The organism is Flavobacterium glycines (assembly GCF_900100165.1).
GTDB lineage: Bacteria > Bacteroidota > Bacteroidia > Flavobacteriales > Flavobacteriaceae > Flavobacterium > Flavobacterium glycines.
The window spans coordinates 871,922-885,423 of record NZ_FNEO01000001.1; the positions used below are offsets into that span (position 1 = coordinate 871,922).

A 13,502-nucleotide genomic window follows, 5' to 3' on the forward strand; every position below is an offset into this window, starting at 1 on the left:
GAAAACGAGCCGCCTTGTTATAGAATTATTCAGGAATATGCTCAAACAAAAATAAACTATTTGCAGTATTTTTTGTTCGAATTTGCCTATTGCTTCCAGTTTTATTGATAGGTATAAGTTAATACTGAATAGGAATAAGAACCGAATTTATCAATAGTTTTGATTTTTATTTGATAAGTCGAATTCAATACAGCTGCAAAATCAGCAATGGATGTTGCTGTTTGGTTTGTCAATGATTGGATTACAACATTGTCCTTTTTGATTTCAATATCATATTTCAATTCACTGGTAGTTGAATCTTCGTCTTTACCTACCCATGATAATGAAGCCATACTGGTAGTACTGCTTACATTAAAATTAATAACCGCTGCATAAGGAACATAGTTTCCAATAGGATTTCCGGGAGTGGTAAAAGAGCGTGTTGCACTTGTTTTCTCTCCATCTTCATTCTTAGCTGTAATCGTCCAGGAATAGGTTTTTCCTTTATCCAGAATTACGTCATAGGAAGTAGTGGTAAGTGTTTGATTAAGCACTGTAGTTCCTGCTTGAGTTATTACTAAAACATAAGAAGTAGCATAAACTGTTGTTGCCCAGGTAAATTTAATTTGAGCTTTAGCAGAATTACTGCTTACAACAGTATAATCGGTACAGGTTTCCTGATCAATTGGTAGTGTCAATGCAGGTGTTCCGGGCAAATTTGCTTTTGGGGTGTCACTTCCACCACCGCAAGAAATAAGAAATCCTAATCCTGTAAAAAGGAATATTGTTTTTATATATTTTATTCTCATTTTAAAATAACTTTAAATGTTTCTACTTCAGTCCCCTGGGAGATTTTTATTAAGTACATTCCGGATGCATAGTTTGTCAAATCAACGCTATTTGAGTTTTCAGCATTTTTTTCCTGTAATAGTAAACCACTATTAGTGTAAACTTGTATCAGACCTTTATTTACACCTTGGATATAAACGATATCAGTAGTTGGATTAGGGTGTACCGATATTGAAGGGTTTAAATTAAAATTATCTTGAATAATTCCCTGACAATCACTATTAGTTTCAATGGTAACGGTATTAGTTGTTTGAAGCAAACTAGCATCAATTTCAATTTTCTCGGTTTCATCAGAAGCCGTAATATATGTTCTGGAAATACCGTTTACAGTAACAATGTATTCATTACTGCCGGAAACAGTATAGCTGATCGTTTTATCTGTTGTTACTCTTTTTGCGGTGATATCAGTAATTTCATTTACTACTACTCCATAGCTTTCTTCAAAGGAAATAGATGGTATAGATATTGTAATCTGATAAGTACCTTTTGCAAAATCTGTTTTTGTCCAATTGCTTGTAGTAGTAATAGTCTGATTCGTTAATGATAGATTAACTCCATTTCCTGTAATTGTAAGGTTGTATGTGTAAGAGTTCATATCAGTAGTGATACTAATTTTTCCATTTGTTTTTCCGGGACAAGTAGGTGTTTCAACATATACTTTCAGTTTTGGAGTAGTATGTTTGAATGTTACTGTACTGACAGCAGTAGTTACTTGTATTCCGGCATTAGTTGCAAGGTCAGAAAAATTGATTGTAAAAGGAATTACTCCTTCAGTATCAGCTGCTATCATAGTATAAGTTGCTCTAAAACTATTAGTGCCAACAGTTGTAGCAACAACACTATGTCCCGCAATAGTTACAGTTGGTGTACCAATAGTTTCTGATGAAGTAAAATTTAAGCTTACTACATCTCCTTCTTTTGCAATTTTAGTATTTGCATTGTTTGAAGTAAAAGTTACTGTTGGTAAAGTTGGAATTGTACGATCAAATGTAATTGTTTTTAAATCCGTAGTTGCATTAACGGTAGCTCCGGTATTTCCGGCGGTATCCTTAAATTGAATTGTAAACGGAATAACTCCTTCTGAATCAGAATTGGTCAAAACATAAGTAGCCGTGTAATTATTTCCGCTTGTATTAGTAGCGGATACATTATGTCCTGCAATACTTATACTAGTAACAGAAATGTTCTCAGATGCAGTAAAGTTTAACGTAACTGTATTTCCTGTTTTAGCCAAAGTAGTTGTAGCATTGTTAGATGCAATGTTTACTGTAGTTAATGTTGGAAGTGTTTTATCCAATGTTACAGTTTTACTGTCGGTAGTTGCAGTGACAGTGGGCATTGTATCTCCGGCTGCATCTTTGAATTGTATTGAGAAAGGAATTATCCCTTCTGTATCTGTACTTAGCACTTGATAAGTAGCATTGTAACTATTACTGCCAAGACTATTAGCAGTTACAGTGTGACCGGCAATAGACACTATAATATTTGTAATAGTTGTAGAAGCTGTAAAGTTTAAAGTTACATTGTCTCCTGTTTTAGCTAAAGTAGGAGTTGTATTGTTTGATCCAATGGTTACGGTACTAAGACTAGTAACCTGATTAGTAAAAGTAATTGTACTAGATGCAGCTGTAACTTGTGATCCGGCATTAGAAGCTAAATCAGTAAAATTAATCGTAAAAGGAATAGTTCCCGGAGTATCACTAGATAGCATAGTATAAGCAGCTGTATAATTTGTAGTCGAAACAGCTATTGGTGTTACACTATGTCCTGCAATAGTTACAGTTGGAGTTCCAATTGTTTCAGATGCGGTAAAATTCAATGTAACTACACTTCCCGGTTTAGCAATTGTATTGTTTGTATTACTAGAGGTAAATGTTACAGTTGTCAAGGTTGGAATTGTACGGTCAAAAGTTACTGTTTTTGTATCTGTAGTTGTACTAACTGTAGCTCCGGTATTCCCGGCAATATCTTTGAATTGGATTGTAAAAGGAATAATTCCTTCGGTATCTGTATTTGTTAGTACATAAGTTGCACTATAATTGTTACCGCTAGTATTAGTTGCTGTTACTGTATGTCCTGCAATAGTAACGTTTAAATTAGTCACACTTTCAGAAGCGGTGAAGTTTAAAGTTACTGTGTTTCCAGTTTTAGCTAGAGTAGTAGTGGCATTGTTTGATGTAATTGTAACAGTATTAAGCGTTGGATTAGTATTGTCTATCGAATAAATTTCTCCGGATGTGAATCCACTTCCAATTGCATTACTGAATTCGTCTACAATTCCTGTACCGCTTGCTTTCAAATCCAGACGTAAAGTACCATTTCCGCTAATAGAATTTATTGTTACATCATAGGAAGCAGCAGAAATAGCGGTTATTGATGCTATAGTTCCAGTTGCTGTTTCGGTAGCAGTAATTGCAAAATCATTAACATCAACACCAGTTGCATTAGCCGAAAAATCTACATGATAAACTACTGAAGTTGCATTTGTGGTAGCTGTTGACGGTGTTTTTTTGGTAATTCCTGTAACTTTTAAATTAGACTGACCTGCTATTGAAATTTTAGCGGTTGGAATATTGTTTACATCCATATCATATCCAATATAGTAACTTGTATTTGGCGGTTGGTTGTAAGCCGAATTTTGCCAGGCTACAGCTACACGATATTGAGGGTCATGCATTAATGTTGGAATACGATAAGTTGTAGGCGTATCTGTAGTAAAGATTACAAGTTCTGTATTGTCTGATTTACGCATTATTAGTTCTTCTCTCCAATCACCTAAAATATCAGCCTGTAAACAAGGGTTTGCTTTTGTGCTATTATTATAAGTTACAGGATAATCCTGGTAAATGGTGTATAAACGACCAGAACTTTTAGTGGTAGGGTTCCATTTGTCAATATAATTTTTGTCAAATAATTCACGGCCTAAATCAGCATCCCACCATATTCCAAAATTATAAGATGGTCTGTTAGCACTTATAAGGCTTCCTTTGACATCATATGTGCCATCCCCTGAAGAACCCCACATTTCATAACCTTTAAAATAAGGATCGATATCGGCAGCCATAGAACGACCTACGTCTCCGGTAGTGGCAATTCCCCAGTTAGTTTGTCCCGTTTTGGCATCGTATTGTCTTAAACCTAATCCATCATAAGAACCTGGAGATTCCAGATTAATCCAGATTTCTTTACCTGGAAGGTCTAAATCCATATCGGTCATGTGTAAGGCATCACCATGTCCCATTCCGTAAGTCCAAAGCGGTTTTCCGTCATCGTTGATGGCACTGGAACCATTGATGATTTCGTCTTTACCATCTCCATCTACATCACCTATTGTCATTTGGTGATTACCCTGACCCGAATAAGAATTGTATTCAGGGTGCGTAGGGTCTTTACTGTCAAATTTCCACAGCATAGTTAATTGTCCGTTTCGCCAGTTATAAGCAGCTCGAACTAATCTATTATAATAACCACGACCTACTATTAAACTTGGTCTGGCGCCATCCAAATAGGCTACAGCTGATACAAAACGATCCTGACGGTTTCCGTAAGAATCTCCCCAATCAGCAGTATTATCACGAGCGGGTTGATAGCTTATTGTTGACATAGCAGCTCCTGTTAATCCGTTAAAAACAGTTAAAAATTCAGGTCCCTGTTGTACCCAACCGGAAGTACTGCGATAGTCTACACTAGCATTACCAATAACAGTACCTTGACCATCAACAGTCCCATCGGCCGTTTTTAAAATCATTTCGGCCTTACCATCTCCATCAAAATCATATACCATGAATTGGTTGTAATGTGGTCCGGCATTCACGTTGATTCCTAAGTCTATACGCCATAAACGGGTACCATCTAGTTTGTAACAATCAAATATTTGTTTTCCGCTATAACCACCTGCATTGTCATTTACAATGGTAGGATCCCATTTTAAAATAATTTCATAAGTACCGTCTCCGTCAACATCACCCACTGAGGCATCATTAGCGGTATAAGTATAGCTTTGTCCATCAGGGAGTGTGCTTCCCGGAGGCATTTGTATCGGAATAGATAAGTGATTGTTTCGGCCACCAGTATTAAAAGTATTGAGTGCCCAAACTGTTAAAGCTGTAGTTTGTTGACTTTCGACTCCGTTTATAATGGTAGTAATGCTATAATTATTGTTTGATGAAGTTGTGATGTCTGTGTAATTTGTTGAGCTTGTAATTGGAGAAGAAGTAATTTTTACCCCATTACGATAGACGTTAAATGCAATATTTGCCGGATCGTCTCCAAGTAATCGCCAACTTAAAAATACTGAACTAGAACTTTTTTGTATTGCGACAAGTCCTCTTGTTAAAAATTCCATTTGTTTAGGAGTAGTTACTACTGCATCGGGTACTTGTAATGTGCTTAACCTAATGGTGTTTCCGTAAGAGGTTCCGCCACTATTAGTGGCATAAGCTCTTGCATAATAAAATGTTCCCGGAGTAAGTTCGGAAAGTGTCACCGAGAAATTGCCTGTGCCTCCCGTAGCATCTGCAATTTTGGAGTTAGCAATAGTAGGGCTGGAATTACTATTACTATAAACAACTCCTCTTTCGGTTATGGCTTGTCCTCCATCAGAGGTAATATTACCTCCTGATAGAGCAGTAGTGGTGGTTGTGTTGGTTACATTGTTAGTAGTAAGTACTGCTGGTGGCGGTGGCGGTGTGTATAGTCTAACAATAGGTGTATTTACAGCATTAGAATTTGCTTTGGTATAAATTACATAAGGATACGGTGCACTTCCTATTGCTACAGCAGGCCAGCCTGTTGGTTCATCAACACCTCGGGTAACGGTAGGATCTTTTAATTCAGTCCAGGTTGTGCTTCCTGCAGCAAGAAAACGTACTCGGGTTGGAAATACATTAGTTGAAGAAGTGTAATCTATAAAGGAGCAATAAAGATTGCCTGAATTATCATTAATTAGATTGATGTTTGGGGAGTCTCTACTGGCAAGAGTGGCTGCCGTTCCCCAAGTGTTAGTTGATTTGTCATATATAATGGCGGTTGCCTTATTAGTATTGCCGGTATTAAAATAAGCGACACAAAGAGAATTGTTGTCTCTTACTGCAATGTTAGTATGACGTATACCTGAAATAGGTGTTGGATTAACGGTTTCAGTCCATGTAGAGCCATTAAAACTGTAGAGCGCCATTGTGCCTGAAGAAGCAGTGGTAGAAGATCCTAAGTTACAGTATACTACCCAAGGTTTGTCAGTTGAGTCAATAGCTAAGCTTAGGGCAGCAGCGGTTCCGGCAGCAACGGCACCTGTACCTACAGTTTCCCATGTTGTTCCGTTGAATTTTTTTACATAAGGTAACATCCCGGCCTCTCCAAAAGCAATATAAGGTGTGTTGAATGAATCAAATGCTAAAGAACAACGATTAGTCGAACTATATTGGGATACTGAACTCATCCCATTCGCATTTCCTGTTGAAACATAGAGGGTATTACTATCTGCAGGATTTAAGGCATCCCAAGTCCCGGCAATATAATCGTATTTTTTTACAGCTAATTTAGAACCAGCAGAAAGATCAATGTAAGTAACATATAAATCACCAATTGCATCACTAAAGATACGGGTGTAAGAAGCACTGGTAGCCAGATTTGCTCCGACTTGCTCCCAGGTCCCGTCAGTTAAGCGTTTTTTTACCTTTGGCACTCCGCTTTCTGTAAAGACCACATAAGGGGTAAAATTGGCTCCGTTTTTTACCACAGCAATACTGGTGTAAGAGGAAGCAGCTGTTGCAATTTGTTGTTCATTTCCTAAAATGCTCCATTGTTGCGCAAAGGATGGTAGGCAACTTAGAAAAAAACACATCGTCAAACTGATTTTAAGGCATAGTAGACGATAAGAAAAAGTAGTTTTTCTAGTCATAAATTTGGTTATTGGTTAATAGTCAGACGCTAAATGTAAATCGCTAATATTTATTTTGTATCCTGTGGTGTCTTGTGCTATCCTGCACCATTCTGTAATTTAAGTAGTTTAAATTATGTGAAACTGATAGAAATAAAGGGAAAGTAGTTTGTTTATAAAAAATAATAATCCAGAATATTTTTTTGCAAAATTTCAGATGTAATTTTTTTTTGACAAATAGCATCACTCGAATTTTACTATATTTGGCTTTTTAAAATAAAATTTACTATGAAACATTTATTATCGGCATTATTAATCATGACCCTTTTTATTTCTTGTAAAAAAGAAAACAGTGAAACTAGCGAAAGTAGCAGTGTGGCTCCAAGCGAGATTCCTTACATTGCAAAAAATGAAAAAGAAATTGAAGACTATGTAGCTAAAAAAGGATTAAAAGGAACTAAAACCGAATCAGGATTATATTATGTAATCAATAATCCGGGAACAGGAAAACAAGCTACTCCTGCTTCTAATGTGACAGTTGCTTACAAAGGGTACTTTATGGATGGAAAAGTATTTGATCAAAGTGATGACAAAGGAATTTCTTTTGGTTTGAATCAGGTAGTTAAAGGCTGGACTGAAGGAATTTCGTATCTGAAAGAAGGAGGAAGTGCAATATTAGTTATTCCGGCTAAACTTGGATACGGAGGAAGTGATAATGGTCCTATTCCTGGTGGTTCAGTATTGATTTTTGAAGTAAAACTGATTTCAGTAAATTAAATCCTTTTTCGAAAGGATTTATAAAGATAACGACTCCTGTTTTTTAATGATTTTTAAGAAATTATAAAGCACATTTCTATCCGGCAAATGACTAAATTTGCAACTTATTAGATGTTATGTTAGAAAAAGAAGTAATAAATTTTGAAAAATCAGTCATTGTAGGTATTGTGACCCAAAACCAGAGCGAGGAGAAACTTAATGAGTATTTGGATGAACTGGAGTTTTTGACCTTTACCGCAGGAGGACAGGTGGTGAAACGTTTTTCGCAAAAAATGGACAAACCTAATCCTAAGACCTTCTTAGGATCAGGGAAAATCGAGGAGATTCATTATTATGTAAAGGAAAATGGTATTTCCACAATTATATTTGATGACGAATTAACGCCTTCACAGCAAAAGAATATTTCCAAAATTATCGATTGTAAAATTCTGGACAGAACCAATTTGATTCTGGATATTTTTGCACAACGTGCCGAAACTTCTTATGCACGTACTCAGGTGGAATTGGCACAATGCCAATATTTATTACCGCGACTTTCAGGATTGTGGACACACTTGGAGCGTCAAAAAGGAGGAATCGGGATGCGTGGTCCCGGAGAAACGGAGATTGAAACCGACCGTCGTATTGTACGTGACAGAATCTCTTTGTTGAAAGAAAAAATCAAAACTATCGATAAGCAAATGGGCGTGCAACGCAGCAATCGCGGTGCTATGGTTCGTGTGGCATTGGTGGGTTATACCAATGTGGGTAAATCTACTTTGATGAACGCCATTGGGAAAAGTGATGTTTTTGTCGAAAATAAATTGTTTGCCACGTTGGATACTACGGTTCGAAAAGTGGTGATTAAGAATCTTCCGTTCCTGCTTTCGGATACAGTAGGATTTATTCGAAAATTACCAACACAATTGGTTGAATCTTTCAAAAGTACGCTGGATGAGGTTCGCGAAGCCGATTTGTTATTACACGTAGTCGATATTTCACATCCTGATTTTGAGGATCATATTGCTTCGGTAAACCAAATTTTGGTGGACATTAAAGCCAGCGATAAACCTACTTTGATGGTTTTCAATAAAATTGATGCTTACCGTCATTTGACTATCGATGAAGATGATTTAATGACCGAAAAAACCACCAAACATTATACGCTTGACGAATGGAAATCGACCTGGATGAGTCGTGTAGGAGAGCAAAATGCTTTGTTTATTTCGGCTACTAATAAGCAGAATTTTGAAGAATTCAGAGAAAGAGTGTACGAGGCTGTAAGGCAAATTCACATTACCCGTTTTCCATACAATAAATTCCTGTATCCGGATTATAAGGATGCAATGGAGAAAGAAGAGTAATCTTGATATAAAAAATCCCTTTTTAGAACTGTCCTAAAAAGGGATTTTTTTAACGTAGGATATGAAATTAGAAATTATAATTGATTCCTAATCCAAATATTTCTTTTACCTGAAAAGCTTTAATAGCGTTATCGTCATAAATGGTTTGCATGTTGATATTGGCCGAAAGGTATTTGTTGATTTTCATCACCACATTCATTTGATAGTTGATATCCACATTTTGGGGGTCTTCTAAATAGTTAGAATACAAATTAAGAATATTTTCAATGGATACATTAGTTATAGGGCTAACTTTATAATAAGCCGAAATACTGGCACCAAATTCAAAACGGGAGTTGTCCCCCTGTAAAACTCCAAATGAAGAACCAAGATCTGTAAAATGTTTGTGAACCAGAATTAATTTTCCGGCAGCCGGTGCAAAATTGACACTTAAATTGTTGTCTTTTTTCCATAAAAAACCAGGGCCAAACTGAAAATAAGCAGGAGAGAAAAAATGGGATATTTTGACATTATTTTTATCCAGCCCTGTATCCAGTTGCGATTTGAAATTAAAATACATAGAATAGTACCAATTTTTAACTGTCGATTTTTTTCCCCAAAGTGAATTCAATTCGATGCGGTCATCTGTTTTAGCCGTTCTTTCGTTGCCTTTAATTTTGCTTAGTCCATAAGCAAGAATAAATTTGTTATCCCAAACTACATCTCCTTTTTTATAATTGAAGTCATAGTTTAAACCAAAGTTTCCGGCAACGTTAGAAGTACCGCCGCCAAGCCATTGTTTGTTATAAGCAGATTGACTCAATAACAAGGATATATTACCTTTTGTTGTCCAGGTTTTGGTAGTGTCTTTAGTTATTTCCTGTGCTTTTAGTGAAAAAACAAAAAATGTAAATACAAATATTAGAAGTAGCTTTTTCATATTAAAAGTAGTTTTTGAATAGTAAATATAAAAAAAATGCTACTTGTAAAGTAGCATTTGATTCAATAAATATAAGTTTTAAGCTTTTTTAGGTGCTTTATATAAAGGTACTGCCGAACAGGCCTCTCCGTACATAATACTTCTGGCATAAGGTTGTAAATAATGAGCCGCTAAAACATAAGCACGCATAGGTACGGGTTTTTTAGAACAACCTTTAATAATTACCGATTTATTATCATAAACGGTGTAGTCCAGTTTAGGAAGCAATTCTTCGTATAAAGCTGCATCTAAATCTTCTTTATTTCCGTTGATGATTTTTTTTGCAAAAGGAGCCAGTTGTATCGCAACTAAAATAGATGCCCATGCAGGAACGATAGCATCGGTACTGCAATAGATAGCAACATAGTGGTCCTGGTATTGCGCCCAATCATGATTTTTTAGCTGCTCCCTGAAGTCTTTTTCTTTTAATAGAAATCCTTCCAGTAACCATCGCGAAATATCAATTTGCGTGCGAATGCCTTTTGGATAGTAATCTTCAAGATCGAATACTTCCAAGGCACTATTAGCCACTTTGTTAATTATTTCTTCCATTTTTTTAGTGTTCAGTAATCAGTGTTCAGTATACAGTAGCTATAGAAACTGCCTACTGCTAACTGAATACTAATTTTTAAAGCATTCCTAATTCTAATTTAGCTTCTTCGCTCATTAAGTCTTTACTCCATGGCGGATCGAAAGTGATTTCTACCTCGGCACCTTTTACACCCGGAATGGATTTAATTTTTTCTTCTACTTCTCTTGGTAAACTCTCAGCTACCGGACAGTTTGGAGAAGTAAGTGTCATAAGGATTTTTACTTCATAATCGGTGTTAACCATTACGTCATAAATTAATCCTAATTCGTAAATATCTACAGGAATTTCCGGATCGTAAATGGTTTTTAATTTTTTTACAATCTCTTCTCCTAATTGGTTTGTATCTATTTCTTGTTCCATTTTGTTTTATGTTAAATTATAGACTTATTTTTTGAACCATATAAGGGCATATGAGTTCATATAAGTATTTGTTATTCTTCGTTTAATTGTCTGTATAAATCACCAAGGTATGTTTGTTGTCCTTCGTGAAAAATGTTAGTTACATTAAAATTAATTAATAAACCCATCGGTGCTTCTAAAAGATTCATATAAGTTATCAATTGTGCTTTATGTATTGGCGCTATTTTTTCAACTGCCTTAAGTTCTAAAACTAAACAATCTTCAATAAATAAATCACATCTCAAATCTGATTCTAATTCTAAACCTTTGTATTCGATGGGTATAGTTAGTTCATATTTAAAACTAATTTTTCTAAGAGTTAGTTCTTTAATCATGCATTTGTGGTAAATGCTTTCTAAAAGTCCAGGACCTAAATGTTTATGAACTTCAATTGCAGCGCCATTTACTCTATAGACTAAATCTTTTAATTCTTTTCTTGTTACCATAAAGAATATAATTATTTTGTAGCATTATAAAGATAGTATTAAACTTTCTTCAATGAACTTATATGACTTATATGGTTATATAAAAAATTAATTTTTCACATTAAATGCCAAAGCATACATCTTAATATTCTTAATCATCGAAACCAAACCATTGGCTCTGGTAGGCGATAAATGTTCTTTTAATCCTATTTCATCAATGAAATCCATGTTGGCATCAATGATGTCTTTTGGGGTTTGATTTGAAAAAACACGAATTAAAATCGCAATGATTCCTTTGGTTAAGATGGCATCGCTATCGGCGGTGAAAATTATTTTATCGTCATTTTTTTCTCCTTGTAGCCAAACTTTGGATTGACAACCTTTAATTAAATTTTCGTCTACTTTAAATTCTTCTTTGATTAACGGAAGGTTTTTTCCCAATTCGATGATGTATTCATAACGCTGCATCCAGTCGTCAAACATCGAGAATTCGTCAACAATTTCTTCTTGTATGTCTTTAATTTTCATTGTTTTGTTTTGCAAATGAATTTATTTTAGTCACTATTTTTTTTATTGCATCAGGTGGAAAACCATGGTCAAAGCTTTGTGATTCATAGCTTTTACCTTCGTAATTTATTTTCAAATTGGCTATTGCCGCACCATCATAAAAGCGTTTTTCAGTAGGAGATTTTAAATCTTTGATTTTATCTAAATCTACATCTTTAAAAAGTCTTATGAGTTCTTTCCAGTCGGTATCGCTAATTTTTATTTGGGTTGGTTTTCCTTTTCTATCATTTTTTATGTTGGCATAATGCTTTTCGATTATTATTTCCTGATGAAATCCTCTGGAGTTAGCGGTGTAAATCAATTGAGCGGCTTCAATTTTTTTTTGAGCATCTCCTTCACAGCCTTTGCTCAGAAAGAGAGTCAGGAATAATAATGATAGTATTTTCATGTTTTAAGATAGCATTAATTGGGCCTTTTTAACAGCTTCAACTAAGGCGTCGATTTCTTCTTTTGTATTATAAAAAGAAAACGAAGCTCTTATGGTTCCCGGAATACCAAAGAAATTCATAATTGGTTGCGCACAGTGGTGACCTGTTCTTACTGCAATTCCTAATTTGTCAATAATAGTACCAATGTCATAAGGATGAATTCCTTCTATATTAAACGAAATTACCGATGTTTTATTCTTAGAATTTCCATAAATGCGTAAACCTTCAATTTCTGAAAGTTTTTCAGTAGCATAGGCTAATAATTCTAATTCCTGTTTTTGAATGTTTTCAAAACCGATCTCATTCATATAATCGATAGCGGTTCCCAGTACAATTCCTCCTGCAATGTGCGGTGTTCCGGCTTCAAATTTATGAGGTAATTCGGCATAAGTAGTTTTCTCAAAAGAAACTTCCTTAATCATTTCGCCACCACCCTGATAAGGAGGCAACTTGTTTAACCAGGTTTCTTTTCCATATAAAATTCCCGTTCCTGTTGGCCCGCACATTTTATGACCTGAAAAGGCATAGAAATCACAATCCAATTCCTGAACATCCGGTTTTAAATGCGGTACCGATTGTGCTCCGTCAATCAGGATTGCAGCACCTACTTCATGCGCTTTATCAATCATGTATTTGATAGGATTGATAGTTCCCAAAGCATTAGAAATATGATTTACTGCAACGATTTTAGTTTTATCCGAAAGTAATTTGTCATATTCGGCCATAATCAATTCACCATCTTCGTTCATAGGAATGACCTTTAAGGTAGCCCCGGTTTTTTCGCAAAGCATTTGCCAAGGCACAATATTACTATGATGTTCTAAATGTGAAACAATCACTTCGTCCCCTGGTTTTAAAATAGAAGCAAAACCATTGGCAACCAAATTGATTCCAAAAGTAGTTCCTGAAGTAAAAAGTACCTCATGAGCGTGTTTGGCATTAATGTGATTTTGTACTTTTCCACGGGCTATTTCGTAAGCATCAGTTGCTAATTGACTAAGGGTGTGAACCCCACGGTGAATATTAGCGTTTATTTCCTGATAATATTTTGAAATAGCATCAATAACTACCTGAGGTTTTTGAGAAGTGGCTCCGTTGTCGAAATATACTAAAGGTTTTCCGTTCACTTTTTGATTCAGAATCGGAAAATCAGCTCTTATTTTTTGAATGTCTAACATAACTTATTTAGAAAAAATCTATTTTACAAAAGTACTAAAACTAAAATTGTTTTTAACTGCAATTATTTGTTTTGATTGATTGTAGTATCAGTTTAATTTATGGAGAACTAACCACAGTTTTTTTGGTTT

11 protein-coding genes are annotated in these 13,502 nt (G+C 35.3%); 2 read left to right on the forward strand and 9 right to left on the reverse strand.

Annotated features, from left to right (window positions below; genetic code table 11):
- Positions 1-101 precede the first annotated feature (101 nt).
- Together BLR17_RS03340 and BLR17_RS03345 are read right to left on the reverse strand one after the other, a co-directional pair.
- On the reverse strand, positions 102-788 hold the full coding sequence (locus BLR17_RS03340) for a hypothetical protein (protein ID WP_066327665.1): 687 nt from the start codon (positions 786-788) through the stop codon (positions 102-104).
- Positions 785-6,670, reverse strand: a complete 5,886-nt coding sequence (locus BLR17_RS03345; protein WP_066327664.1) for a rhamnogalacturonan lyase family protein — start codon at positions 6,668-6,670, stop codon at positions 785-787. Before BLR17_RS03345 ends, BLR17_RS03340 begins: the two co-directional genes overlap by 4 nt.
- 324 nt (positions 6,671-6,994) lie before the next feature.
- Between BLR17_RS03345 and BLR17_RS03350 the strand changes: the two genes are divergently transcribed.
- Positions 6,995-7,483, forward strand: a complete 489-nt coding sequence (locus BLR17_RS03350; RefSeq protein WP_066327663.1) for an FKBP-type peptidyl-prolyl cis-trans isomerase — start codon at positions 6,995-6,997, stop codon at positions 7,481-7,483.
- A 116-nt stretch (positions 7,484-7,599) separates the two neighbouring features.
- On the forward strand, positions 7,600-8,826 hold the full coding sequence (gene hflX, locus BLR17_RS03355) for a GTPase HflX (RefSeq protein ID WP_066327660.1): 1,227 nt from the start codon (positions 7,600-7,602) through the stop codon (positions 8,824-8,826).
- 67 nt (positions 8,827-8,893) lie between these two features.
- Here the strand turns inward: hflX and BLR17_RS03360 are convergent, their stop codons facing one another.
- The 7 genes from BLR17_RS03360 to BLR17_RS03390 form a co-directional block, all read right to left on the reverse strand.
- The gene (locus tag BLR17_RS03360; protein WP_066327658.1) at positions 8,894-9,745 is read right to left on the reverse strand and encodes a DUF3078 domain-containing protein; all 852 of its coding nucleotides are present in this window, start codon (positions 9,743-9,745) and stop codon (positions 8,894-8,896) included.
- Positions 9,746-9,823: 78 nt separating this feature from the next.
- Positions 9,824-10,336: a DUF2480 family protein gene (locus BLR17_RS03365; RefSeq protein ID WP_066327656.1), complete on the reverse strand. Its 513-nt coding sequence runs from the start codon at positions 10,334-10,336 to the stop codon at positions 9,824-9,826.
- Positions 10,337-10,412: 76 nt separating this feature from the next.
- Positions 10,413-10,736: an SUF system Fe-S cluster assembly protein gene (locus BLR17_RS03370; protein WP_066327654.1), complete on the reverse strand. Its 324-nt coding sequence runs from the start codon at positions 10,734-10,736 to the stop codon at positions 10,413-10,415.
- 71 nt (positions 10,737-10,807) lie between these two features.
- On the reverse strand, positions 10,808-11,221 hold the full coding sequence (locus BLR17_RS03375) for a GxxExxY protein (protein WP_066327652.1): 414 nt from the start codon (positions 11,219-11,221) through the stop codon (positions 10,808-10,810).
- 87 nt (positions 11,222-11,308) lie between these two features.
- A complete protein-coding gene (locus tag BLR17_RS03380) occupies positions 11,309-11,728 on the reverse strand; it encodes a SufE family protein (protein ID WP_066327638.1) in 420 nt (139 codons plus the stop codon).
- Positions 11,718-12,155, reverse strand: a complete 438-nt coding sequence (locus BLR17_RS03385) for a hypothetical protein (protein WP_066327634.1) — start codon at positions 12,153-12,155, stop codon at positions 11,718-11,720. Before BLR17_RS03385 ends, BLR17_RS03380 begins: the two co-directional genes overlap by 11 nt.
- A gap of 3 nt (positions 12,156-12,158) precedes the next feature.
- Positions 12,159-13,373: an aminotransferase class V-fold PLP-dependent enzyme gene (locus BLR17_RS03390; protein ID WP_066327633.1), complete on the reverse strand. Its 1,215-nt coding sequence runs from the start codon at positions 13,371-13,373 to the stop codon at positions 12,159-12,161.
- Positions 13,374-13,502 lie beyond the last annotated feature (129 nt).